Annotated in this window: 20 protein-coding genes; 5 read left to right on the forward strand and 15 right to left on the reverse strand. The window is 49.1% G+C overall.

Annotated features, from left to right (window positions below; all coding sequences use genetic code 11):
* Positions 1–198 precede the first annotated feature (198 nt).
* A complete protein-coding gene (locus P9L94_06240; GenBank protein ID MDP8243661.1) occupies positions 199–903 on the forward strand; it encodes a hypothetical protein in 705 nt (234 codons plus the stop codon).
* Between the two features lie 163 nt (positions 904–1,066).
* On the opposite strand, the gene P9L94_06245 is transcribed toward P9L94_06240, so the two are convergent.
* Positions 1,067–2,050 carry a hypothetical protein gene (locus tag P9L94_06245; GenBank protein MDP8243662.1) on the reverse strand — a complete coding sequence of 328 codons (984 nt, stop codon included), beginning with the start codon at positions 2,048–2,050 and terminating at the stop codon, positions 1,067–1,069.
* Between the two features lie 133 nt (positions 2,051–2,183).
* Here P9L94_06245 and P9L94_06250 point away from each other — a divergent pair, with 133 nt between their 5' ends.
* Positions 2,184–3,773, forward strand: coding sequence for an FAD-dependent oxidoreductase (locus P9L94_06250; protein ID MDP8243663.1), 1,590 nt, complete (start codon positions 2,184–2,186; stop codon positions 3,771–3,773).
* Between the two features lie 147 nt (positions 3,774–3,920).
* Positions 3,921–4,667 (forward strand): hypothetical protein, encoded by a 747-nt coding sequence (locus P9L94_06255; protein ID MDP8243664.1) that lies wholly within the window; start codon positions 3,921–3,923, stop codon positions 4,665–4,667.
* Positions 4,668–4,990: 323 nt separating this feature from the next.
* Here P9L94_06255 and P9L94_06260 read toward each other — a convergent pair whose 3' ends face one another.
* Together P9L94_06260 and P9L94_06265 are read right to left on the reverse strand one after the other, a co-directional pair.
* Positions 4,991–5,362, reverse strand: a complete 372-nt coding sequence (locus P9L94_06260; protein ID MDP8243665.1) for a rhodanese-like domain-containing protein — start codon at positions 5,360–5,362, stop codon at positions 4,991–4,993.
* A gap of 10 nt (positions 5,363–5,372) precedes the next feature.
* Positions 5,373–6,629 (reverse strand): PQQ-dependent sugar dehydrogenase, encoded by a 1,257-nt coding sequence (locus P9L94_06265; GenBank protein MDP8243666.1) that lies wholly within the window; start codon positions 6,627–6,629, stop codon positions 5,373–5,375.
* 90 nt (positions 6,630–6,719) lie between these two features.
* Between P9L94_06265 and P9L94_06270 the strand changes: the two genes are divergently transcribed.
* A complete protein-coding gene (locus tag P9L94_06270) occupies positions 6,720–7,628 on the forward strand; it encodes a tetratricopeptide repeat protein (GenBank protein ID MDP8243667.1) in 909 nt (302 codons plus the stop codon).
* Positions 7,629–7,893: 265 nt separating this feature from the next.
* On the opposite strand, the gene P9L94_06275 is transcribed toward P9L94_06270, so the two are convergent.
* The 12 genes from P9L94_06275 to P9L94_06330 all read right to left on the reverse strand — a co-directional run bounded on the left by P9L94_06275 (position 7,894) and on the right by P9L94_06330 (position 22,874).
* Positions 7,894–8,616, reverse strand: a complete 723-nt coding sequence (locus tag P9L94_06275; GenBank protein ID MDP8243668.1) for a hypothetical protein — start codon at positions 8,614–8,616, stop codon at positions 7,894–7,896.
* Positions 8,613–11,132 (reverse strand): hypothetical protein, encoded by a 2,520-nt coding sequence (locus tag P9L94_06280; protein MDP8243669.1) that lies wholly within the window; start codon positions 11,130–11,132, stop codon positions 8,613–8,615. The genes P9L94_06275 and P9L94_06280 overlap by 4 nt, the downstream gene beginning before the upstream one ends.
* Positions 11,133–11,134: 2 nt before the next feature.
* On the reverse strand, positions 11,135–12,031 hold the full coding sequence (locus P9L94_06285; protein MDP8243670.1) for an ABC transporter ATP-binding protein: 897 nt from the start codon (positions 12,029–12,031) through the stop codon (positions 11,135–11,137).
* Positions 12,028–12,420 (reverse strand): GntR family transcriptional regulator, encoded by a 393-nt coding sequence (locus P9L94_06290; protein ID MDP8243671.1) that lies wholly within the window; start codon positions 12,418–12,420, stop codon positions 12,028–12,030. The genes P9L94_06285 and P9L94_06290 overlap by 4 nt, the downstream gene beginning before the upstream one ends.
* Before the next feature lie 397 nt (positions 12,421–12,817).
* Positions 12,818–13,765: a putative metalloprotease CJM1_0395 family protein gene (locus tag P9L94_06295; protein ID MDP8243672.1), complete on the reverse strand. Its 948-nt coding sequence runs from the start codon at positions 13,763–13,765 to the stop codon at positions 12,818–12,820.
* A 126-nt stretch (positions 13,766–13,891) separates the two neighbouring features.
* The gene (locus P9L94_06300; GenBank protein ID MDP8243673.1) at positions 13,892–15,325 is read right to left on the reverse strand and encodes a hypothetical protein; all 1,434 of its coding nucleotides are present in this window, start codon (positions 15,323–15,325) and stop codon (positions 13,892–13,894) included.
* Positions 15,326–15,411: 86 nt separating this feature from the next.
* The gene (locus P9L94_06305; protein MDP8243674.1) at positions 15,412–15,852 is read right to left on the reverse strand and encodes an NUDIX hydrolase; all 441 of its coding nucleotides are present in this window, start codon (positions 15,850–15,852) and stop codon (positions 15,412–15,414) included.
* A gap of 7 nt (positions 15,853–15,859) precedes the next feature.
* Positions 15,860–18,262 carry a type I DNA topoisomerase gene (gene topA / locus P9L94_06310; protein ID MDP8243675.1) on the reverse strand — a complete coding sequence of 801 codons (2,403 nt, stop codon included), beginning with the start codon at positions 18,260–18,262 and terminating at the stop codon, positions 15,860–15,862.
* Between the two features lie 184 nt (positions 18,263–18,446).
* Positions 18,447–19,172, reverse strand: a complete 726-nt coding sequence (locus P9L94_06315; protein ID MDP8243676.1) for a pseudouridine synthase — start codon at positions 19,170–19,172, stop codon at positions 18,447–18,449.
* Positions 19,141–19,830 carry an SMC-Scp complex subunit ScpB gene (gene scpB / locus P9L94_06320; GenBank protein ID MDP8243677.1) on the reverse strand — a complete coding sequence of 230 codons (690 nt, stop codon included), beginning with the start codon at positions 19,828–19,830 and terminating at the stop codon, positions 19,141–19,143. Before scpB ends, P9L94_06315 begins: the two co-directional genes overlap by 32 nt.
* Positions 19,817–20,674: a segregation/condensation protein A gene (locus P9L94_06325; protein MDP8243678.1), complete on the reverse strand. Its 858-nt coding sequence runs from the start codon at positions 20,672–20,674 to the stop codon at positions 19,817–19,819. The genes scpB and P9L94_06325 overlap by 14 nt, the downstream gene beginning before the upstream one ends.
* 109 nt (positions 20,675–20,783) lie before the next feature.
* Entirely contained in the window at positions 20,784–22,874 is a 2,091-nt protein-coding gene (locus P9L94_06330) for a PAS domain S-box protein (protein MDP8243679.1), read from the reverse strand.
* Positions 22,875–23,402: 528 nt separating this feature from the next.
* Between P9L94_06330 and P9L94_06335 the strand changes: the two genes are divergently transcribed.
* Positions 23,403–23,987 carry a prepilin-type N-terminal cleavage/methylation domain-containing protein gene (locus P9L94_06335; protein ID MDP8243680.1) on the forward strand — a complete coding sequence of 195 codons (585 nt, stop codon included), beginning with the start codon at positions 23,403–23,405 and terminating at the stop codon, positions 23,985–23,987.
* The last annotated feature ends 165 nt before the right edge of the window (positions 23,988–24,152 follow it).

Consider the following 24,152-nt stretch of genomic DNA (forward strand, 5'->3'; position numbering starts at 1 on the left):
AATTGACAAACCAAATCAGGCATGGGTGCAACTCTGGGAGCGCCTGTGCATAAGGGCCTGAAAGCCCGCACTGAAGCGAGCAGAGCTGTACCCATGCCACATGCAGCGAAATCTCAATTCAATTTATTAAAATAAAGTATCCAATTTACGGAAGAACCATAATTATTGATGATGAATTGATAAAGGAGCCGGGAACAAATGTATCTACGAATATGTATCGCACTGCTGCTCTTGATGCATTCTTCTTATGCAGAAAGCAAAGAATGCGTCATCCTGCTTCATGGACTGATAAGAAGCAGCGCTTCTATGTCTAAAATTGAAACCGCTTTGAACAAAGCAGGCTATCACACCATCAACCAGGGATATCCATCGACCCAAGACAACATTGAAACGCTTGCGGAAGAGGCAATTTCAAACGCGTTGGTGAAAAGCCCAACCGATGCGACTCGAGTTCACTTTGTTACTCATTCGATGGGAGGGATTTTAGTCCGAAATTATCTCAATAAACATTCCATTGAAAACTTAGGCCGGGTTGTCATGTTGGGGCCGCCCAATAAAGGCAGCCAGGTGGTTGATAAACTCAAAGGGCTTTATTGCTTCAAAATGATTAACGGCGAAGCGGGAATGCAGCTGGGCACAGATAAAAAAAGCGTTCCGAACCAGCTGGGGCCTTCTGATTTCGAAGTGGGGATTATTGCCGGGACGCGAAGCATGAATCTAATTCTTTCCACCATGCTGCCTGGTAAAGATGACGGCAAAGTTACGGTTGAGAATACCAAGTTGGAGGGGATGAAGGACCATATTGCCCTTCCGGTGACTCATCCATTTATGATGCGAAATAAAGAAGTCATTCAGCAGGTCATTCACTTCTTAGAAAATGGGGAATTTGACAGGAAAGAATAAAACGAGAGCAATATGAAATCACGATAACCTTCTTTTGGTGTCATTGCGAGCAAAGCGAAGCAATCTCGCCTGCTTGCCGCAGGCAGGTCTCGCTACGCTACTTGAAACGCATCATTTATCCGCAGTAGAGTGGTTTCTTAACCCACCAATTTGAGCTGATTGCCTACTCATACATTTCCCAACCGCTATCAACCGCGCTTTTGGGTTCAAGCCCATGAATCGCGTACTTATGTATGTAATAGGATAACCCGCTATGCTCTAGCGTATATACACTATTATCTCTAGGCGTATTTTCCGTTTCTTTAATTAGCGTCTCGTATTTGCTTAATGGTACGTATGAAAATGCCTTCGCTTTCCCTGTACGGAATGTTTGTATGATCGCATTGGAGGCTGCTTTTCCATCAAATAAAACAAAATAATCACCTCCAAGTGGAATAAAGTCATAACGGTTATATCCATTTTGTGTTAAAGGCCTGTCATAGGTTGTATGACGCGCATCAGGTCCTAATTGCGATAATTCATCTTTGCCGATAACGGTATATTTCGTATCAGAAAACAATACGATGGTGGTGTCGAGAATCAGCGCATCAATATAAATATGGTTAAATAGGTTGATCGGGAAATAGGCTTTTTGGTTATTCACAATGATTGATTTGTTTGATAGTTCCGGCAAATGAAAATCTGAAATATGGTCCAAATAATTTAGTTCTTTATTAAAAACATAAGCGCTTCCAGAATTGTCTGGCAAAAAAATTGTCTCATCTATAACGTGGATCGCATTCGTTAATTTTAATTTTGGGTCTATTGGCTTATATTGGGGCAAATAACTTATATTCCACCCACACCGCCATGATTGGCCTGGATTACAAAATTGTGGAATGCAATTCTGTCTTTGTTGGCAATCTTCCCATTCGTTAGGGCTTGAAATGTCATACCGAGAAAAATTCACTTCTTCAATTTCTCGATGAAATGATTCATATTTCATTAACACATAAAGATCATCGTCATCCACTGTAAGATTTAACATTGGGTGTTGGTCAGTAAAATGAAGGTAACCCCGCCAAACATGTTCAAACTCAATCTCCTGTCCAAACACCCCAGGGATTAAAAGGACAAAAACCAAAAGACCGAATACTATCTTCTTCATGTTGACCTCACCCGTTGAATTTAATATCTACAGTATATCATACCATTATGATTTCGTCAGATTTTTTGCGGTCACTTTATTCCTCGCGAAATTTTCTCCATAATAAGGACATTCTAATTGGAAGAGGTTTTCTATGTTGAAATTACTTAAATCATTCGCTCTAGTGTTATTAAGCGCATTCATGTCATTTCCCGCTTTCTCTGCGACGGCGAAGATGTACGACGTTGTGGTCTACGGCGGAACAGCAGGCGGCGCCATCGCGGCGGTTGCGGCGGCTCGCGAGGGGCTGGATGCCGCGCTGATTGAACCCTACGACCACATCGGCGGCTTGACCTCCGGCGGGCTGGGTCGCACCGATGTCGGCGACTCAAGCGTCATCGGCGGCTATTCCCGCGAGTTTTATCAGCGGCTGGGAAAACACTACGGCGAGGACGCGTCCTGGCGGTTTGAGCCGGGCGTCGCAGAACGTACGCTGAAAGAAATGCTCGACGAAGCCAAGGTCGATGTCTTTTACCAAAAGCGCCTCGCGTCCGTTGGTAAAGACGGCAACCGCATCACCAGCATCAAAACCGAAGACGGCTCCATCTTCATCGCTAGCATTTTCATGGACGCGACCTACGAAGGCGACCTGATGGCTCAGGCTGGCGTCTCATACGCTTGGGGAAGGGAAGGCCGCGACCAATACGGCGAGTCGCTGGCAGGCCGCGCGGAACATACCCATTATCACCAATTTGACGTTGATGTGTCGCCCTACGCGGATGATGGCAGCGTGATCCCGCTGGTTGGTACGCACGACCCCGGTGAGATTGGCGGCGCCGACAAAATGGTGCAGGCCTATAATCTGCGCTTGTGCTTTTCCAGTGACCCCAACAACCGCTTGCCGTATCCCAAACCGCCAAACTATGACCCGTGGACGTACGAACTCTTGCGGCGTTATCTGAAAGCAAAGCCGGACGCGAAAATCGACGAGTTATTCATTTGGTCGCTGATGCCTAATAACAAAACCGATATCAACAACAAAGGCCCCGTATCGACCGATTACATCGGCATGAATTGGGACTACCCCGAAGCCGATTACGCCAGACGCGAAGAAATTTACCTGGACCATTTGCATTACACCCAAGGCCTGTTTTATTTTTACTCAACGCATCCCGATGTGCCCAAGCATATTCAGGAATGGATCAACAATTGGGGCCCGGCAAAAGATGAATTTACCGACAATGGCGGCTGGCCTCATCAGATGTATGTTCGCGAGGCGCGCCGCATGATTAGCGATCACGTTCATAGTCAACATGATTGCCAGGAAAACTTGACCAAAAAAGACTCCGTCGGGATGGGGTCTTACAATATGGATTCCCACAACGTCCAGCGCTTCATCAATGATCGCGGCTTCGCAGAGAATGAAGGCGATGTTGAGGTCGGTCCCAAAGGCCCTTACGAAATCGCCTACCGCTGTATCCGCCCCAAAGAAGCGGAGTGCGCGAATTTGTTAGTCCCTGTGTGCCTGTCGTCGTCACACATGGCGTTCGGCAGCATCCGCATGGAGCCGGTGTTCATGGTGTTAGGCCACAGCGCGGGCGTCGCCGCCAAGATGGCGATAGAAAACGGCGTCTCCGTGCAGCAGATCGACACCGAAGCGCTGCTCAAAACCTTGCGCGAGCAAGGGCAGGTTCTCTCTAACGCTGACCGCATCAAAAAGAACGCCGTCCGCGGCAATCCGTAAGTCTCTGAGTTTTCTAATCATTTCAAAGTAGGGGCGCAGCGTGCTGCGCCCTTTTTTTTTTTGGAAAAATGCTCTTGACAGTTAGTGTACATGTGTATTATTCTTAAATATAGTTCATGTATAAACAATGTGTTAAGGGAGGCCATCATGAAACTACGAACGCTGTTTATCATCGCATTGCTGCCGGGGCTGATTGGTTGCGCGAAGTGGTACAAGCCATTACTCGCTCCGGTTGGCGTCGCTGCAATGCCATTCGTTGTAGTGTTGTGGGGAGTGAGTATGAAAAAATACCATTCGCCTGAATATCATTTCTATTCGTTACCTATTGAGGCTCAGGCCAATGCGACTTACAAGAACCCGTGGTCAGTTCAGCCCAACGCAGGCTTCAATCAATGGGCTATATTCACTCTCGATCAAAAGAATGGCGCCATTGATCTCACAACCAACCCGAATGATAAAGTGGTTGTGCTCCGCACAGGCGATGCAATGACAATTGATTTAGACGAACCATTGACGGTCAGCGGCGCGAGTATTGCTTGCTGCTTATCCGAATCCAATTTTCACTCGCGGCAATCTTATATTTGTTTTTACTCTGAGGATGGAGAGCGTCAGACAGTGGGCTATACGCCCTATGGTTGGAATGTAGGAAATACGATAAACGGAAACTCCACTCAAACGCCTAGACATGATGGGCGTTTTGTTTATCTCAATGCGAAAAATGAACAAGACGATTCGATCATCGGCCGCTTGTGCATTAGGGAGGCAAGACTAGAGCGCCCCATAATTGTGAATAAAGTTGAGTTCATTTATGGCGACCTCCCCGATGGCGCCGAGCTGCTCATCGTCGCCGCTTCGCTGTTTCATATTGAAGTGAAAAGTGAAAAAGCAGAGTAGGAAAAGGCGGGTGGTGAGCCAAAGCCGCGAAGCGGACAGCCTTTGAGACAACGCGGTGATCCCCCCTGACGCCTGCGGCGCCTTCCCCCCTTACAAAAAGGGGGGTGAATAGGGCATGTCGATTTATAAGAAGCCATCTCAATAAAAATGATTATGAAAAAGTAGCAACTTTAAAAAATGTCAAACCAACTCTGGCATGGGTGCAACTCTGGGAGCGCCTGTGAATCAGGGCCTGAAAGCCCGCACCGAAGCGAGCGGAGTTGAACCCATGCAACAAACAGTGAATGATCAAGTTTTTAGAGATGGCTTGTAACTAGGCGATCTTACTCCGTCACAATCGGCAGTCCGGCGTTTTTCCAACCAGTAAAGCCGCCGTCCATTGATTTGACGTTGGTGTACCCCATCTGCTGCAACGCGTCAGCCGCCAGCGCCGAACGATAACCGCCGCCGCAATACAATATGATCTCTTGGTCGTGATCGGGAAGCTTGCCTTCAACGTCGCGTTCGATGATGCCTTTGCCAAGATGAATCGCCTGGGGCAGACGCCCGTTGTCCCATTCATGATCTTCTCTAACATCCACTAGAACAAATTCTTCGCTCGCGTCCATGCGCTGTTTGACTTCAGCGACGTTAGTTTCGACGACGCGTTTTTTTGATTCTTGGACGAGTTTCAAGAATCCTGGTGCGTGTTTCATTGCAATCTCCTCATTCGTTAGAATGATACAGTTGCCAGTCATGAGCCGAGGCGGGCGCATCGCCGGGCACGGTCACCCGAGCAAGCCGCCCCGGTGCGCTGAATAGGTTACCGATGGCGTAAAGCACGTACAATTCACCGTCTTCATCCTCGACGAACGATGTGATCGCAATCGATGGATGCGCCCCGCTTGCGAGTTCCCAGGATACCTCTTTCAACAGCCAGTTGTCAGGCGCGGTTTCTTCCAGCGCAAAAAAATCGCCCGCATAATCAGAGAAAATATACTGCCCGATCATGCTGCTGAACTGGCGCCCGCGATAGACATATCCCCCGTTTACGGAAATGCGGTTCGCCGCGTGGTTGTATTCTGCAATGGGCAGTTCCAACCCTTCTGAATTGCAATTGGTTGGATTAAAACAATCGCTGCCTTCCATGATGCGCCAGCCATAGTTGCCGCCGCGTTTGATGATGTTAATTTCTTCTATACGGTTTTGCCCGACATCCGCGCAGAACAGTCGCCCGGTTTCGCGGTCGAACGAGAAGCGCCAGGGGTTGCGCAACCCATACGCCCAGATTTCGTCTAATCCGTCCACGCCGACGAACGGGTTGTCGCTTGGGATCAAGTTGCCGTCTGGCGCATCGACGTTGATTCTAAGAATTTTACCTAACAGCGTATTTAAGTTTTGCCCGTTGCCGATGGAGCCGTGCTGGTCATTGGCGCCGCCGCCGTCGCCGCTGGCGATGTAGAGCATTCCATCGGGACCGAACGCCAACTGGCCGCCATTGTGGTTAAACTGCGGCTGTGAAAATGTTAACAGTTGAACTTCAAACGACTGCGCTACGTTTGGGCTAAAATCCGAAACCGAATATTCCGCGACGACCGATGTACTATTCGCTCCGCTTTGTTGACTGGGGGCGGTGTAGTACACAAAGAAGCGCCCGTTGCTTTTATAATTGGGGTGAAACGCCATTCCTAACAAGCCGCGTTCGTCGTAGCCATTTGAATTGACTTCGACCCGGTCGCTGATATCCAAAAATGGTTCGTCCAACAAGGCGCCGTTTTCAATGATGCGAATTTTTCCCTTTTGCTCAAGAATAAACAGCCGTCCGCTGCCGTCGCCTGCGTGGGTTCCAGCAACCGGTTGATCGAGTGAAGCCACAACATCTTCTAACACAACTTCAAACTCAGCGTTTGGTTGGGAATGGGACTGGAACACGAGAACAAATGTAACAACGAAGAGACTCAAAACATGAATCAGTTTAACCATTAGACATTTCCCTCTTTGGGCCATACTATTTCAGATAACGTATCGCCAATTGTGATGGTTTAAAATGGACAACGAGGAGAGTTGACTGCGATGCCTGCGCCAATGAGCGGCCAAGAGGCTGCGGACTTTTGGATTCAAAAAGGCAATTACCCCAAAGCCCTGCTTGCGCTACGGCCGCTCGTGAATGAGTCGCCCGATAACGCCAATTTGTTCTATCAGATCGGCTATTGCCTTGTTAAAATGGGGCAGTATGAAGAAGCGCATCAGGAACTTCAACGTGCGCTATCCATCGACCCCAATCATGCCGAAGCCAAGAAACTACTCGACCGCGTCGATTACAACCCCGACGCCGAGGGTGCTCACTCGATCCCTGATGATATATTCAATGACGCCATCGCGTCGAGCCGCGTATTAAAACGAATCGCTTGCCCTCAGTGCGGCGCGGAACTTCTCAAGGGCGCTAGAGATTGCTCGCATTGCAAGTATGTTTTCCCGCAATATAAATTAGTCAAAGCGATAACAAGCGTCGTAATTGTCATCGCCTTTCTCGCGGGAGGCCGCTATTACTTTCTTGGGCCGGATGCGTTTGTGCTCCCCATGCCGACGCTCAATCAAACCGCAGGCTTTTTTGTGGGGTTTCTTCAGACCGTGACAACGTTATTTGTTGCAGCGCTGTTGACCAATTACTGCGAACTGGACAAAGCCTGGAATTTTGAGTGGAAACTCGATTTGGGCGCGTCAGTATTGACTGCAATCTGTATGGCGCCGATCAATATGTATGCGTTTTTACTGATTAAAGAGATTTCGAAGATACCAGGGTGGGCTATTTTTCTACTTGGAGTTCGCATCTTTGTTTTTATTGCAACGGTTTTGTTCTTGGTTCTTTTCTTTCAACGTAAGATAATTTATTTGGTATTGTTGGTTCTTACCTACTATTGCATCAGCCCATTGTTTTATTTATTGTTTACACCTCTGCGTTGGTTGGCGGGTATAATATAACAGAATAAAGCGGTTCTTTTTTCTGGTAGAGTTTTATTTTGAAGTCTGTTTGGTATAATAAAAAAGTGGGCGGCGCATGGCCGCCCGAAGCCTAAATCGGAAAGAGAGGTTTCGTCGTGTGAATTGCTCACACAACGAGCCTACTTGTTTTAACGGTTGATCTTGCTGTTTGGTTTACTATCCCACCCGTATATTAAGTACATATAGTATAAAACGACCCAACCGTCATTTTGTTTCATCTTTTTTTCAAAGAAGCAGGGCATTCTTACCTCACCTGCTTCTTTTGATAATAGACAATCGTTAGCCCCAGGAAAGCAGCTAGAATTCCCACCGATGCAAGCGGTAACATAAACCGCAAGAAAAACGCTGTGAGATAAACAGGAAACGTCTCTGTCCTTTGCTGCATAGATAGAATAAAGACCGCAATTACCGTTGCTAAACTCAACACATATCCAACGCTGGTTGTGATTAATGACGGAGATATCATAGAAACGCTAAATGACACGCCATGCCCAATAAACATGGCAACCAAGCAAACTAGCAACCCAAAGTTTGTGTTGAAAGCGTCATAGTTTCGGTTAATGAAAACCGTGAAGATTTCGCTGCCAAAGAACAAATAAACGAACATGAAAAACACAATAAACCACAACGCAACGCCCGCTAAGCCAACAAAGTAATAAACGCGCAGCAGCGTAAAACGCTCAATGGGGCGAATGAACAAAAACGCCTCAAGGTTGTCATTCGCTTCCAGGATGCGGTTTCCCGCCGCCATCAGATACGCCAAACCCAGCGAGATGAAAAAGATATAATAGTGAAGCCACTCGCTGATACTCGATAGCGTGTAGTGAGTCAGGCGCTGCGGCGAATAGTTGTGAAGCCAGCTCAAGTAGGCCACGATGATCAGCGACATCAGACAGAAGGCGGCGACGATGGGACCAGATTGGCGCACTTCTTTCCAAATCAGCGCGTATTCAATTTTGCTGTTCATGATTCGCCTCCTTCTTTGTAGTCTCTTGTTCCGAGTAATCCCTTTTGAATTGCTGAAAATCCAGGCAGGTTATACACATCAACGCTTTGAGCGCCTTCTGTCTTAAGCGACTGGTTTGCCCCCAGGCTGAATTGTGACAAGCGTGAATCTCCCATAAATACCACCGAGCGCTCGCCCTGGTCGTTTTGGCGAATCCACAACTTCTCAATGTTTGAGTCAATGATGATTCGCGCGTAGGGATCAAAGCGCTTGTTGTCTTTCAAGTCATAGACAAACAAGTTGTTGAAAAAGTGGTTATACAAAAACCCATCTTCAAACCGCAATGAGCGGGAGAACCTTCCACTGTATTTCCAATTGGTCATTGACCGCGTGAGCGGCATCTTTTGGCGGCTGATTTCTTTAATGCGGGTCGGGTCGCTGATGTCAAACACCGAAAGATACTCAGACCATTGGCTCGAAAAGGCCGCCGCCAGTCGGTCTCCGTCAATGGCGAAGTTGATGCCCTGCGGGTGATAGCGGCCATCAGGCAGCCCCGGCAGTGGTTTCAATGTTTCACAACCGACCGAGACGCGTAGAACGGCAGGGTCAGAATAATCAAAACACTCCAGACTAAAATAGCCTTCCCCATCTTTTCGGTTATAGCCGTCTAGGGTGAATAGCGAGTAGTCTCCTACGCCATCGGGGGGGGATTGAATCCAAAAGTTTCCAGATTGAACCCATCGGGCGGTATCAGCAGCGTCTGTTAATTGTTCGAACAAGGGCGATTTAACATCGGCTAAAACATTCTCATCGAAGATATAGATTTTTTCATCATTGTGGCTTATCTCTCTCATAACTGGCAGTTCGCTGAACTTGCCGTTAAACGAATTGGAAGGAAACAGGCCGGGTTGTTTGGCTTCGATCGATTCGGTGACCCAAGAGTCTCCTTTTCGGTAGTTGAACTCTAGCCGTTCTAAAGGCGTGAAGCGCGGCTCGCCTTCATACGAGAAGCGCCCAATTAAGTTGACCTGAAAATGGAGGATAGGATAAAAACCATTCGCTGTGTTGAACAGTTGTTGCGTAAATTCCATCCCGCCATTTTGTTCGACATAATCAAAGAAGTGTTGATACTTTTCTTTTATCTCGCGATAGGTCAACGGCTCGTTTCTGATTACATAATCGCCATCAACAAATTCCATGTCAGGCTGCCAGATTTCAAGAAACACACGATTATCTCCGCCGTATTGCCTGATGTATTCCTCAAGCAAGTGAACGGTGAAATCCCGTCGTGAATAAACGATGCCGCCCTTGTGGGATTGATACAGCTGCCAAGAATTCGGGTTTTCCCACACGCGAAATCGCTCGAACTTTTGTCTGAATTCAGCGTCAAAGTTTTGGGGATTAAACAGTTTCATCAGCGGCTCAGATAAAACGGTTTCATATCTGCCCCGTTCGTCATGTTTGTTGATCGTCAATTCACACAGAGTCGGTTGAAATGTCGGGTCAGGAATCACCCAGGGTCGGTTGTAGTCTTGGCGGGGCCGTGTGTTTGTTCCCATCAACATAGCATTATATGGCTTCAAATCGCCATTCGGCATTTGAGGAGCATGAGCCGCTGGCGAAGCGGGAAAATGTCTATACGCCCACTTTACGATGGGGTCGTTTGTTATTCTATCAGCCTCATCAATTGTCAGGCCGTCATTGGTTACGATCTTGCCATCAACTTCTATCGCCGCCATCTTGGCGTTGACGTTTGACATATTGAGCGACATCGAAAAGTAAAAGAGAACAAGCAAAGTCGCCAGCGCACAAATATATCCCTGCCAGTAATTCAATCGGCCTGTCATGCGCAACCTTAGAACCGCAGACGCTACGACCGCTAGTGCAAGGACGCGAAGCCCGATTGACAACCATGGATTCACTGCTGAAAAACTCAAGATGTCGTTCAGAAACCTGGATTGACCGAATTGTGATAATTCATAAATGTAACTGAGAGAAATAAGATATACCGGAACCGCCAACAACAGCAAACCGAAACTGCGAAGACGGTTCGCTGTAAAACTTGAAGCGGTGAAAAAGCACAAACTGGCGGCGATGAATATCAAGACGACATACAATAAAAGCTGCCAGAAGGATACGGCGTAGAATATGATGTTCGAGTAAGAAACCGAGATTAAAATCCCAACCATCGCCAACGCGAATCCCGCCAGCCATTGCATGAAGCAAAGCGCTTCAGGCGCAACCGGTTTCAGGTTTAGGCAAACCAGGTTGTCTCGTTCCGGCTCGCGAGAAAGCAGCGGTAAGAAGAACACAAAGGCTAATACAATGACATAGAAAAGTTGAACGCCAATTGCCGCTGTGATGTCTCCGCCGATGGCTCTTAAATAATGTTGATTATCTGACCGGGGCGTCTGTGTATAAAACAAGGTCGGCGCGACGAACGCGAACAACAGGCTCAGCCAGAAGATAGGCCGACACTCGCGGTATTCTTTCCAAAGCAGCGCTCTGAATTGGTTCCAGTAGAGGGTCATGGTCATCCTCACATTCCCCGCCGGGCGGACCGCACGGTTTCGACGAATATTTCTTCCAAACTCATGGGTTCGACCTGCAAGTCAATCGGCTTGTAGGCGCGAAACTGCTCTAAGACCCCGTCTTCAAATTCCCCGGAGAAGTACGACTCTTCGCGTCCGCTTCCTTCGATCCAATTGACGGCGCTCAGTTGTTCGCGTTCTGGTATATCGCCGTTCCAGGTGACGCGGATACGCTTGGCGCTTTCTTTCAGCGAAGTCAGCGATTGGTTGCGCAACAGCCGCCCGTTGTGCATGATGCCCACGTCGTCGGCGACGCGCTCGACTTCGTCCAACAGGTGCGATGAGAAGAACACCGTGCGCCCTTCGCTTTGGATCAGCGAGACGACTTGCTCTAAGATCTCCCGCCTTACAATCGGGTCGAGACCGGAAGACGGCTCGTCCAGAATCAGCAGGGGAGGGCGGTGGCCAATCGCCAACAGTAGCGCCAGTTTTGCGCGTTCGCCGCGCGACAGGTGTTTGATCTTGGCCTCTGGATCGAGGTTCATGTCGTTGCGAGTACTTTCGACCAGCTGATCGTCCCATTCCAGATAAAACTGTTTGGTAAACCAGATGATTTCGTGAATCTTCATCCATTGCCACATTTCGCGATTTTCCGAAACATAGCCGATCATGCGTTTGAGCCGTACGGTCTCCCAGGCGGGGCTGAAGCCCATGATGGAGAGATGGCCTTCCGTGGGACGCTGTAGGCCGAGCATCATTTTGATCGTCGTGGTTTTTCCGGCGCCGTTATCGCCAGCGAGGCCGTAAACCTTGCCCGGTTCGATCTGCAAATTGAGGTCATGCACCGCACACTTGCGGCGGAAAATTTTGGTGCAATGTTGGATGTCAATCGCTAACTGGTTCATGACGCTCTCCCTTCCATGAAGACGCGGTTGCGCTCTTGCAGCAATTGGTTGACTTCGTCAAAAGCGATTTTCAGGTGGTAGGCCTCGGTCAACGCGCGGTCGAGATGCCGACCCACCAGATTAAGGCGTTCCGCCTTCTCGATGGTGACCGGATTGTCAGCCACAAAGCACCCCATACCGCGGCGCGTTTTGATGACGCCGTCGCGCTCAAGATCGGTGTAAGCCCTCGATATGGTATTGGGATTCACCCGGAGATTTGAAGCGAGTTGCCTGACTGAAGGCAGTTGCTCCCCTGACGTGAGAGTTCCCGTCGCAATTTTGTACTTCACTTGCTGTACAACCTGCATGAAGATCGGGACTCCATTGGATGGGTCAATATCTAGGATCATAATGACGCCTCGCTGTATTAGTGTCCTAATTGATTAGTACAGTAATACAGATTGGTCAGGCTGTCAATTACTTTTCTGGAATTTTTTTGAAAAAAAACAACGAAACGAGTGTTTCGTTTATAAGTATCTGTTAATAATAGGCTTGGGTTTGATTGTATATAATATACGCGAGGTTTTTTTGATAGTAATCAAAATCCATCTCAAAAATTATTGATCCATAACTGTATTGGGCATGGGTACAACTCCGCTCGCTTCAGTGCGGCTCCGCCTTTTTGCACAGGCGCTCCCAGAGTTACACCCATGCCAGAATGATCTTGTCATTTGTAACTAACTAGGTACTTCTTTTGAAGGCTTTTTTTGAGATGGCTTTTAGTTTAAGGGATGAATCTAACGCAGATCAAGCGACGAGATCAATGTGGGGAGTGTCTTCAGATTTCTGATCTGAACTCTTATCTGAGTTCTCACTCAGCTTGCTGATTAAAATATCAACTTGCTCGTTATTTTTCACTTTTTCGATCGGTAATTCCACTTCTTCAGTATTCAGTTGTCCTGGTAATGTGACTTCGACATTCTGAGATTTGACCAACAATTCAAGACGCGCTTCGGCTTCAAGACGGCGCGCAGTAGTCGCCGCCAAGCGGTCGCTGGCGGTCACTTCGCCGCTATACAAAGCGGCGCGCTGAATCTGGTCCGCTGACTTGATGGTGTCCTCAGGCGTACGCTCGCTACGGATTACCGCCGGGATGTCGTTTTTGGGGTTTTCTGCTTCTTCTGTTTCACCGTCTTCATCTACGGTGGGGTCAGAAATGCCAGCGTTTTCTCGTGATTCCTCGTTGAGGTCCAAGCGGGCCTCCGCTTCCATGCGCTGGGCTTTTGACGCAGCCGCCCGGTCTTGGTTTGATGGTTCTGCGGGCGCCAGCGCTGCGCGCTGAATTTGTTGCGCCTTTTGGATGGTCGCTTCGGGGGTCTCTTCTTTTGATGTATCGACGCTCACTTCGCCGCCGACTGCATACTGTTCGCCGTCAGGGCCGACTTGGTATTCAAGTTGAATGGCTCCGGTAATGCCGCCGCCGGCGGATTTGTGCTGCTGCTCGTGGGTACGAACCTCGGCGTCGCGTTTCTCTAATTTTTCAACTTCTTTTTGATCTTGTTCGGTCAGTTTACTACCAGAGCGGGTGTTGTCATCGCTTTTGATTTCGACTGTATCTTGAGAGGAGCGAGGCGCACTGGAACCCTCAGCACGACGTTCGCTAGAAGAACGCGCGTTAGAAGTCTCGCGGGGGAAGTCTCGCGGGGGAAGTATGCGTTTAAGTCCAGTGAGACCGGGTTCATTTTGGAAATCCATTTCCAAGCCTTGCCGCGTTGGTTTTTTCGTCTCGATCAGTCCATGATCGCTGACTCAGGCGCATTTTGCCGTTGTCTACAATATTCTCGGCAAGTTGATCGAAAAGTTTAGGGATATTTTTATGAGTTATTCAAACCGAAACGAAAATAAATCGGCATCCTTCATTATAAAGCGTAGCCGAATTGTTTTCCCTTGAAGTGCGCTCACGTCATTTCCCTGGATCCAATCGACGGGCCTTTTGATCATATCTCCAATGATTTCAGTTGACTCTTCGATGCTGAATCCTTTAATTGACTCGCCGTTTTCGTTTTGGATTTCAACTTGAATCAATCCAGCCGCCGAAGTGGAGTAATTAATCAAGAGTTTTTCTCCATCAAAACGAAATGGCTGAGTAATCATCTCACCCGTTTTAAAACCTGCATGGACGGATGCAAATCCGTCAGTTCGTAAGGTAAGCCTCTCCAGGTAGTGCGCTTCTTGACCGTAACGGCGCTGGATAAACAACGACATTTCTCTCTCACCCGTCGGAACCACTCCACAGGCGGGATAATTGGTGCGTGAACTCCAGTTTTCGATTCCTAAACCGGGCCGGATGAAGGCCTCGCGGAAGGTTCGGTCAAATGTGTTCCCTCCGCGGCTGGTGAGTAAAACCGCATCGGAACAATCGCCGGAATATTGCGCCTCGCCTCCAATTTTTTGAAAAGCCTCAGGGCTTAACACGCGCCGTCCCGGCATAAAACGCGCTGCCAGGCTAATATAGATATTCGGCGCCCGGAAATAGGGATGTGTTTGGTTGGTGTATAAGTGTTCTTGTAATGGTTCGCCGAAGTTCATCTCGACTGGTTCGCTCCAATTCAGGAAATCCGGCGATGTTGTTCGGCTAACTGTTCTGTAGCCTTTGAATTCTCCTTGAGTCCAGGTGCGAAAATAGCAAACGTATACGTTCTCAGACTCTGACCAAAATGCGACGTTTTGTGAATCAAACGCGCCATCAGTGATGAGTGGTTTTTCACGAATCTTATTCCAATGAATCCCATCCTCAGAAATAAACCCAATAAGACCGCTATTTTGGGTTCCTGCCAGTGCTTTGTATTTTTCGGATTTTGGAACATCAGGCCGTTTGTCGAGAAATGGTGAAAAGTTGTGAGAGCAGGGGGCCGTCTCAGCAAGGATTACATTATTCTGTTTGCTACCATTGATATCAAATAAGCCATAGTCGGGCTTAGTCCAGTTTATTCCGTCGTCGCTAACAGCGCGGCAAGTGACTTCGGCGTTGCTACCGTCTGATTTCGCTAAAGGGAGACCCCGATAATAGAGCGCGTATTGATCTCCATCCTTGATTACAGTTGCATATCCGCAATAGCGGCCTTCCCAAGGTTGGTCGAATTGCAGGACGGCTCCAGCAGGTTGAGGCGCATGAAGGCGTAACTCCGTATTAGTTAGGTTTTGGATAATGTTTTGATCTACAAAGATTTGCAGATTGCTTCCTATATCCAACGAGAAGCAAGCAAGGGGTGATGCAAATAGAGCGAAAAAATAGATCATCAGTCGCGGCAGCATATTGTCGTCTCCGTATTAAGATAGGGAAGTTTCTCACAATTTTATGTGTAAAGTCAATGCATTACTTTGTTGTCGACTAAGTCGGGCTAAGGCTTAATTCCCAGCGCTTTGCGGATGATCTCGGGGTGGTCGAATGAGATGGTAAGTTTTGAAAATTCAGTGGATTTTGGGTTGATCCACAACACATCCGCCGCGTCGTCGCCCGCAACGGCTTGGGCTGCTTGTTCCATGCTGAGCGGTTTGGCGAGGTAGACAGCGGTGACGTTATGCCAGCGCGGGTCGCGTTTCGGGTCGGAATAAATTCCTACCAGGCGCTCAATTTCGACGTCCAGCCCGGTTTCTTCTTTGGCTTCGCGGACAGCGCATTGCTCGACGGTTTCCTGGTGGACTTCTAAAAAACCACCGGGAATCGCCCAATGGTGTTGGAAGGGAGGGTTTTTACGCTTAATGAGCAAGACTTCGCCCGCCTCATTGGGAATCACTATATCGGCGGTCACATTCGGACGGACGAACTCTTGCTCAGTCATAGACTTTTTACACCGCTTTTTTTTGTTCTTCTGACGGCGTTTTTTTCTCGTCGGATGCTGCTTCTTTTTTCTCTTCCGGCGGAGGATTCTTCATAATGCTGCGCAACATTTCATCCGGCGTCTTGGTCAACGGGTTGGGCTTGTCTGCCTCACGCGAATAACCGCACCCTTTATTGTCGGGGCACTTAATGGTCGGGCCTTTGCGCTTGTAATCTTTATAAACCAAGAATTTCGATTCGCAATTGGGGCATTTTTCTTTGATGGGTGGGTCCCAGGCGACGAAGTTGCAATCCGGGTATTTGCTGCACCCATAGAACGTAGTGCCGCGCCGCGAACGCCGTTGAATGACGTCTCCATCGCAAGTGTCTAACGGACATTTGATTCCCGTTGGGATCGGCTTGGTGTTTTTGCAATCAGGGTAGGCGGTACACGCCAGAAAATGGCCGTACTGACCGGGGCGGATCGCCATTGGCGCACCGCACTTGTCGCAGTTGATATCCGTCTCGATCATTTCCGGCTCATTCAGCGGGGCCGAATAGTCGCAATCGGGATACTTGGAACACGCCAGGAACCAGCTGGTGCGGCCCCATTTTTTCATCAACATGCTGCCGCACTTTTTGCACTTGAGGTCGGTTTCTTCTTGCAGAGAACGCAGCGACTCGCCGATACCTTTGGGCGCTTTTTCGAGGTCCGTTGCAAACGGTTCATAAAACCCTTTTAGAATGGTCGTCCATTCGACGTTACCTTCTTCGACTTCGTCAAGTTTGGCTTCGATGTCAGAAGTAAAACTGACTTCAAAAATATCGGGGAAATTATCGACCAATAATTTGTTAATGACTTCGCCCAAATCGGTCGGGTGAAAACGCTTTTCTTCGCGGGTGATGTATTTACGGTCGACCAGCGTTTTGACGATGCTGGCGTAGGTGCTGGGGCGCCCGATGCCTTCGCTTTCCAATTGTTTGATTAGGCTGGCATCGTTGAAGCGGGCGGGCGGCTTGGTGAAGTGTTGTTCGGGATCGACCTTTTTGATGCTGAGGGCTTCGCCTTCTTCCATCTTCGGCAATAACTGGTCGCGTTGGTCTTCAGGGTCGTGATAGACTCGCGTAAAACCGTCAAAGATCAAGACCGAACCAACCGCGCGAAACGCATGAGTTCCGTCCGTAATGGAAATGGTGGTGGATTCATATTCGGCTGGCGCCATCTGGCAGGCTTCAAAGCGTTGCCAGATGAGTTTATAGATTTTGAATTGGTCCGCCGTCAGTTTTGATTTCAACTTTTCTGGAGTGTAGTTTCCGTCGAGCATGGTGGGACGAACACACTCGTGCGCGTCTTGCGCGCTTTTGCGCGACTTGAACATATTGGGCGATTTTGGAAGGTATTTTTCGCCATAGGTCTCTTTGATGTGATCGCGAATTCCGGCAATCGCTTCATTCGCCACCCGGACCGAGTCAGTACGCATATAGGTAATGAGGCCGACGGTCTCGCTGCCGATGTCGATGCCCTCATACAAGCCTTGGGAGATGCGCATGGTGCGGTCGCCGGTATAGCCCAACATACGGGCCGCGTCTTGTTGCAGCGTACTGGTGATGTATGGCGCGGGCGCCTTGCGGGTGCGCTTACGGCTTTTGATCGACTCGATGGAATAATCGTTTTTTTGAATCGCCTCAATCAGCGCTTTGGCTTGGTCTTCGGTTTTGATGTGAAGATTTTTCTTTTCGTCTTTTTCCTTGTCTTCGCCAAGGTGAGTGACTTTTAAGGCGTCGACTTTGAATAACTCGGCTTTGAGTTTGCGGCGTTGTTTATTTGTGAATTCGCCGTGGATGGTCCAATACTCAACGGGATTAAATGCGCGAACTTCAACTTCGCGTTCGCAGATTAAGCGCAACGCGACCGACTGGACGCGTCCGGCGCTGAGCGAACTTTTGTTTCGCGCCACCATACGGGTCAGCATCGGGCTGATTTTATAGCCCACCAAGCGGTCGAGGATGCGGCGCGCCTGTTGCGCGTTGACCCGTTCCATGTTGATTTCGGTTGGATGTTGAATGGCTTCTTGAATGGCTTTTTTGGTGATTTCGTTAAACGTGATGCGGTGAAATGATTTTCCGCTCGCCGCTTCGCGCAACAATTCAACCAGGTGCCACGAAATGGCTTCGCCTTCGCGGTCGGGGTCAGGCGCGAGGTAGATTGCGTCGCTTTTTTCCGCCAATTTGATCAATTTTTTGACGGTCTTGTCTTGTCCCGTTGTGACGTAGGTTGGAGAAAATGAGTTCTCAACATCTACGCCGAGTTCGCGCGCAGGTAAATCGCGCACATGTCCCATTGAAGCGGCCACTTCAAAGTCGTCGCCCAGGAATTTATTAATCGTCTTCGCCTTTGCGGGCGATTCAACAATAACTAAAGATTTTGCCACGTTCAGTCCTCCGCGTCATTCAGCCAAAACGCTCACAGTGTAGTAGTATTTCTCGTAGAAAGAATCCATTAATTCAGAAAAGACCTGAAAATCCACGCGGCTATTTTTGGCTTGGGTGCTGCAAGTATTACTATTTCAGTGAGATAGGATGTCGTTCGCCAGAAAATCGGTTGGGCAGCCCTTATCACGTATACAGAGAGATAGATTCAATTTCCCGTTTATTCAAGGGTCTCCAATGGCCTGAGGGCAAATCCGCCAACTCTATTTGCCCGATTCTGATGCGCTGCAGCCGGGAGATTTCCAGGTGAACCACCTTACACATCTTACGAATTTGGCGGTTGCGGCCCTCGCGGATCGCGATAAAAAAACCGTCCCTCTCTTTGATGAGTTTCACTTTTGCCTCAAGGGTGTGGCGTCCTTCAATGACGACGCCTTCTTTGAGGCGCCGAATTTGGTGTTGCGTAAGCGGCGTTGTGGTTTCGACCCGATACTCTTTCCACACTTCGCCCGACGGATGCAAAAGCTGTTGGCTCCAGTTGCCGTCGTTGGTGAGTAAGAGCAGTCCTTCCGAGTCCGCATCGAGGCGCCCCACAGGAAACACGCCTGCATCGTTGGCTTCTTTCGATAAAAAATTCATCACGGTTTTTCGCCCTTGAGGGTCGCGCCGCGTACTGACCACGCCCTTGGGTTTATTCAGAGCGATATACATAACGTCCGGCTGGGTTGGCAGCAACGCGCCGTCGACTTTGATGCGCTGAACGTCTGGATCGACGCTAACGCCTAACTCGCGGCAGACCATGCCGTCGATTGAAATGCGGCCTTGCTCGATCCAGCGGTCAGCCTCGCGGCGAGAACAAAGCCCCCGGCCTGCAAGCAGTTTATTCAGCCGGATGTTCTTTGGGCTGGTCATCGTCGGCAGCGGGGCCGGCGTTGGGTGGATCGGCTGCGGCTGCGGCTTCGGTTTCCGCCTGGTTGGTTTCGGTTGTGGGGATTTCGGTTTCAGTGGGTTCGGCCTCTTCTTCAACAGCGGCTCCGCTTGAGAATGTTTTTTCTATATACTCGATGGGTGGTAAATCTTTGAGCGAGTTAATGCCAAAGTGTTCTAAAAAATGCTTGGTGGTTCCATACAGGTTGGGGCGCCCCGGCGCTTCGCGTACGCCCGTGACTTTTAGAAAACGCTTGTCTAACAGCGATTTGAGAACGCCGTCTGCGCCTACGCCGCGAATGGCTTCAATTTCTGCGCGGGTGATGGGTTGTTTGTAGGCGGCAATGGCCAGCGTTTCTAACGCCGCGCCGCTCAGGGTAAAGGTGCGCTTGCGTTCGAGATAGCGGTTGACGTAACTGCTATAGATCGGGCGGGTGCGTAATTGAAATCCACCAGCGACTTCCATGAGTTGAATGCCGGAGCCTTTTTCAAGAAGCATGGTGTTGAGATATTCCAAGCCTTCTTGAATGCGGACGTCAGGCAAGTCGAGGCTTTCGCCCAGGCGTTTGACGGGAATCGGGTCGCCCGACACAAAAATAAGCGCCTGTAGAATGCCCGCTAATTGATCGTTATCCAGTTCCATGTTCTGTGTTTCCTTGCCCGGAGTCTTTGGGGTTATCTTTTTGGTGTTCGGTGTTGCCTTGCTGGCCATCTGTATTTAGGCCCTCAGTTTGGTCGTCTTCATTTGATGAGTTGGTGTATTTTTCGCCTTTCTCCAAAACAATTTCTCCATGATTTGAATCCTGGCGCGCTTGGACTTCTTTCAAGCGGATCAGTTCTAATAACGCCAAAAAGGCGACGATTATTTCTAATTTTGATTTCAACGTCCGCAAGTAGTCGCTTAAAATCAGATGCTGATTGTGCGATAACAAGGCTTCAATTTCGAACATCTTTTCATCGACGGAAAAAGTCTCGCCTTCGACGACGCGCGTCTGGGAGGCCCCGATTTCCTGGATAATTTTGCTGAAAGTCTGGTGCAGGTCATACACGCTGACTTCAGAATATTCGAGGACTTCCGTTGGCGACTCCGGCGACGGGCCGACGCGGGCGATCAGGGTTGCGGTTGTTTCTTCGCGCAGCTTCAGGTCGTCCGCCAGGGCGCGAAAGCGCTCATATTCCAGTCGGCGCATCTCCAAAATCTGATCGTCGATTTCTTCTTCTTCCAGTTCGACTTCATCTTTCGGCAACAAGGCGCGGGCTTTATAGCGAATCAGGGTGGCCCCTAAAACCAGATATTCGCCGCCTTCTTCGAGGTCGGCTTCATCCATTTCACGAATTTTTTTCAAATACGCTTCGGTAATATCGCCGATATTGATGGTGCAAACATCCATCTCATGTTTTGAGATCAGATGCACCAATAAATCGAGCGGCCCCGTATAACTGGGGACGTCGATGGGCAAACGTGTTGGTTCTGCGTTTTCGTTCATGCGTTCATTTCTTTATAGAGTCGATCAATCATAAACGCAAATCATAAGCGGGAAAATCGAATCGGAGAAGAAGGGCGCGACGCGTCAGGCAGATTGCTTTTATGAGCACTTACAGAAGAGTTTGATTCAATACGGGAAACACCAAACGGAAAGCGGCGCCATGTTCTGGTTTGCTCGTGAGTTGAATCGCGCCCTGATGTAATTTAACAATTCCCATTAAGGCCGCCAGCCCAAGCCCTCTGCCAACGAACTTGGTAGAATAAAACGGATCGAATAATTTTTCAAATGCGTCGTCTTCGATCCCGCAGCCGTCGTCACTGATTTCTATAAATACGCCGGGTGCGTCGGGCGTGTAAGGTTCGATGAAGTTTTCGATGTAGTCATCGGGCTTTAATTCGCAAACGCCTGTGCGGATGTTAATGTTTCCCGTTTCTTCGCCGATGGCTTCCGCTGCGTTGTTAATTAAGTTCATTACCGCTTGTCGCAACTTGCCCTTATCGCCCTGAATGATGGGAAGATCGTTGTGCAAACTCAATGCGACTCGGATTTTATTGCCGACCGTCGCTTCGATGATTGTGGTGATTTCGCGAACCAAGTGGTTGAAGTCAATTGGTTGCGTCGCGAGAGCAAGCCCGCCGGAGTAGGCCATCATTTGTTTGGTGAGATCGGCGCCTTTGAGCGCGGCGCTTTGGATCAGTTGAAGGCTCTCTTCTTCGGATGACCCCGTTTCCGTCGACAGCATCATCATTTCGGTGTTGCCGAGTATCACCATTAATAAGTTGTTGAAATCATGCGCGACGCCTTCCGCCAACACGCCCAGGCTTTCCATCTTTTGGGTTTGGCGTAGTTGTTCTTCGAGGCGGCGGCGGTCTTTTTCTTCCCGCTGTTGTTTTAGCGCAAGGGCGTATAACTCGGCGAGGCGCACCGCCGCTTCGAGGTGTTTCGGCGCGAAGTCTCTACTACGGTGGGCGAGGGCGATCAAGCCGCAGAGTTCGTCACCGAACAAGACCGGAGCAGCCAGAAACGTCTTGAATTCTACATGCCCGTCAGGCAATCCCTGGCTGTCTTCATGGGTGGTCGCATCGTTTGTGTAGAACGGACGGCGGCTGTTGAGCGCATGGCCCCACAGCGAGGAATAGCGGCCTTCCGGGCCGATGGGGAACACGATGCGTTGATTTTCGTCATTGAGTTCGCATGAGCCGTCTTCCATCATTTCCGTCAAGGTATAACTAATGAGCGAGCGCGTGACGGGATCAATTTCCGCCACGAAGCCAAATTCACCGCCCGTTAGTAATTTCGCTTCGTCTAACACGCGATGGGCCAGCGTATGAATGGGGACGTTCTGCGAAATCATTGCCTTTGATAGCCGGGCCAGGGAAGCGTTGAGCGACGACTCCCACTTGAGTTCATATTCGTTGCGTTTGCGGTCGCTGATATCGACCACCATTTCAACAAAGGCGACTCCATTGCCATTGCTGGCTGGAATTGGAGTGACCGATAGATCGCCCCAGAAGATGCCGCCGTCGCGATGGTGATAGCGCTGTTCGGTTCGGAACGACGGAATTTCGCCTTCTTGCAAGCGCCTGAACATCGAGCGATTGTGTTTCCAGTCGGAATGAAGCGCGATGTCTTCATGGTTCAGTTTGACTAAATCTTCTGGCTGGCGCCCCAGCATCGTTGCCATCTGGCGGTTGACTTTGATGAATTGCCCCTGTGCATTCACTAGAGCCACGCCGCATTGAATGTTGCTGAAGATCGCGGCGAAACTCTGCTGGCTTTCGCGCAGAGCGGTTTCGGCTTGTTTGCGTTCGCTCACATCGCGCGAGAGACAAATGATTTCAATCACTCCACCTTCGAGCGGGTCGAGAATGGTTCGGGTGGATGTCTCGATCCACGCGACCGAGCCGTTCTTTTTGTGGATACGGTATTCTACGGTAAAGACGGTGTCTTCGCTCAGCAGGCGCCCATGGATGCTTTGGACGTCTTTGATATCATCCGGGTGGATAAACTCGTAGGCGTTGCGTCCAACTAATTCGGTTTGGGTGTAGCCAAAGACGTTTTTGCAGGAGGGCGAGGCGTCGAGATACACGCCTGCGGCGTCGTGGCGCGAGACCATTTCGTTGACGTTTTCAGCGAGCAGCCGATATCGCGCCTGGTGTTCGAGTTGTAATGCCGCGTCGTGCGAAGATGGTTTATTCATTTTGCCTGACAAAGTTGCGTCCAAGTTGTTGTGGCGAATTCAATCCCGTATTCTAATTTTTCTCATTTTTATCTATTAAGTAAAGATACCCTCGCGACTTTTTTGTAATAAACCACTTTAACAGAATCCTAAGAAAAAAACATATTAAATTTGCTTCTTCCGTAAAGTTGGATACTTTCTTTATAAATTGAATTGAGATTTCGCTGCATGTGGCATGGGTACACCTCTGCTCGCTTCAGTGCGGGCTTTCAGGCCCTTATGCACAGGCGCTCCCGGAGTTGCACCCATGCCTGAATTGGTTTGTCAATTATAGATACGCCGGGATATGTTTTCGGAATCAAAATCATGACCATCCATCAATGTAGGTACTCACTTATCGGGTGAACTTAAAAAAAGTGATTGACTGCTTTTTTCAAACCTATATAGTTAAGGCTCGTTACAAAACAACAGTTTCTCGTTACCTCACACAACTTCGTACGACAAACTCATCGAGCCATTGCACTCAATTTTTATTTTGGAGATTGAACTATGATGCAGCGGAACAAAGAGGGTTTTACGTTAATCGAATTGCTGATCGTCGTGGCGATTATTGGAATTCTGGCCGCGATTGCCGTACCGAATTTTCTGAATGCTCAAATGCGCGCCAAGATAGCCAATGCGGTATCAGACATGCGTGCGATGGACACCGCTTTAGAAATGTACCGGATGGACAACAACCATTATCCGCTATGGCGCGATTCTGGTGGAACAAACCTGAACCCCGTCAACCGCCGACTGATTGCTTTAACCACCCCACTCGCTTATTTAAGCCAGGTTCCTCAAGACCCGTTTGTCTATGGCCCTCCCGGCGCACGAAATGACGACACGCAACACGTAGCCTATGTGACCTATGACTATGTTGAAGCCTTTTCACAGAAGGTTCACGGCAACGTCCCGCTGGGCGCTTCGTTACGTTGTTCTGAATGGCGCCTGAATGGATACGGCCCTGACGGGTTTAACAATACAGGGACAATATCGTATGACATCTCAAATGGAACAATCAGTACAGGCGACTTGATTCGAACGGGGCCTCGAACCAGCATTCCATGCGATGATTCATTCGTTGGTTTGTAAAATGTAGGATTAATTCTGGTTCTTCCGGTATTTGGGTACTTTATCACAAATTGAATTGCGTTTTTTGACGCTTTTTCGTGAATTCTTGATCTTTCGCTGTATCAGGCATGGGTACAACTCTGCTCGCTTCAGTGCGGGCTTTCAAGCCCTTATGCACAGGCGCTC

The sequence above is a fragment of the Candidatus Hinthialibacter antarcticus genome, assembly GCA_030765645.1.
GTDB lineage: Bacteria > Hinthialibacterota > Hinthialibacteria > Hinthialibacterales > Hinthialibacteraceae > Hinthialibacter > Hinthialibacter antarcticus.

What these genes read in the sequence shown, in the direction of transcription:
- P9L94_06300 (MDP8243673.1), bottom strand. Translation starts at nt 15,325, where the DNA reads ATGCTGCCGCGACTGATGATCTATTTTTTCGCTCTATTTGCATCACCC.
- P9L94_06270 (MDP8243667.1), top strand. Translation starts at nt 6,720, where the DNA reads ATGCCTGCGCCAATGAGCGGCCAAGAGGCTGCGGACTTTTGGATTCAA.
- P9L94_06330 (MDP8243679.1), bottom strand. Translation starts at nt 22,874, where the DNA reads ATGAATAAACCATCTTCGCACGACGCGGCATTACAACTCGAACACCAG.
- P9L94_06305 (MDP8243674.1), bottom strand. Translation starts at nt 15,852, where the DNA reads ATGACTGAGCAAGAGTTCGTCCGTCCGAATGTGACCGCCGATATAGTG.
- P9L94_06295 (MDP8243672.1), bottom strand. Translation starts at nt 13,765, where the DNA reads ATGGATTTCCAAAATGAACCCGGTCTCACTGGACTTAAACGCATACTT.
- P9L94_06280 (MDP8243669.1), bottom strand. Translation starts at nt 11,132, where the DNA reads ATGACCATGACCCTCTACTGGAACCAATTCAGAGCGCTGCTTTGGAAA.
- P9L94_06315 (MDP8243676.1), bottom strand. Translation starts at nt 19,172, where the DNA reads ATGACCAGCCCAAAGAACATCCGGCTGAATAAACTGCTTGCAGGCCGG.
- P9L94_06335 (MDP8243680.1), top strand. Translation starts at nt 23,403, where the DNA reads ATGATGCAGCGGAACAAAGAGGGTTTTACGTTAATCGAATTGCTGATC.
- scpB (MDP8243677.1), bottom strand. Translation starts at nt 19,830, where the DNA reads ATGGAACTGGATAACGATCAATTAGCGGGCATTCTACAGGCGCTTATT.
- P9L94_06275 (MDP8243668.1), bottom strand. Translation starts at nt 8,616, where the DNA reads ATGAACAGCAAAATTGAATACGCGCTGATTTGGAAAGAAGTGCGCCAA.
- P9L94_06290 (MDP8243671.1), bottom strand. Translation starts at nt 12,420, where the DNA reads ATGATCCTAGATATTGACCCATCCAATGGAGTCCCGATCTTCATGCAG.
- P9L94_06240 (MDP8243661.1), top strand. Translation starts at nt 199, where the DNA reads ATGTATCTACGAATATGTATCGCACTGCTGCTCTTGATGCATTCTTCT.
- P9L94_06260 (MDP8243665.1), bottom strand. Translation starts at nt 5,362, where the DNA reads ATGAAACACGCACCAGGATTCTTGAAACTCGTCCAAGAATCAAAAAAA.
- P9L94_06255 (MDP8243664.1), top strand. Translation starts at nt 3,921, where the DNA reads ATGAAACTACGAACGCTGTTTATCATCGCATTGCTGCCGGGGCTGATT.
- P9L94_06325 (MDP8243678.1), bottom strand. Translation starts at nt 20,674, where the DNA reads ATGAACGAAAACGCAGAACCAACACGTTTGCCCATCGACGTCCCCAGT.
- P9L94_06250 (MDP8243663.1), top strand. Translation starts at nt 2,184, where the DNA reads ATGTTGAAATTACTTAAATCATTCGCTCTAGTGTTATTAAGCGCATTC.
- P9L94_06245 (MDP8243662.1), bottom strand. Translation starts at nt 2,050, where the DNA reads ATGAAGAAGATAGTATTCGGTCTTTTGGTTTTTGTCCTTTTAATCCCT.
- P9L94_06285 (MDP8243670.1), bottom strand. Translation starts at nt 12,031, where the DNA reads ATGAACCAGTTAGCGATTGACATCCAACATTGCACCAAAATTTTCCGC.
- P9L94_06265 (MDP8243666.1), bottom strand. Translation starts at nt 6,629, where the DNA reads ATGGTTAAACTGATTCATGTTTTGAGTCTCTTCGTTGTTACATTTGTT.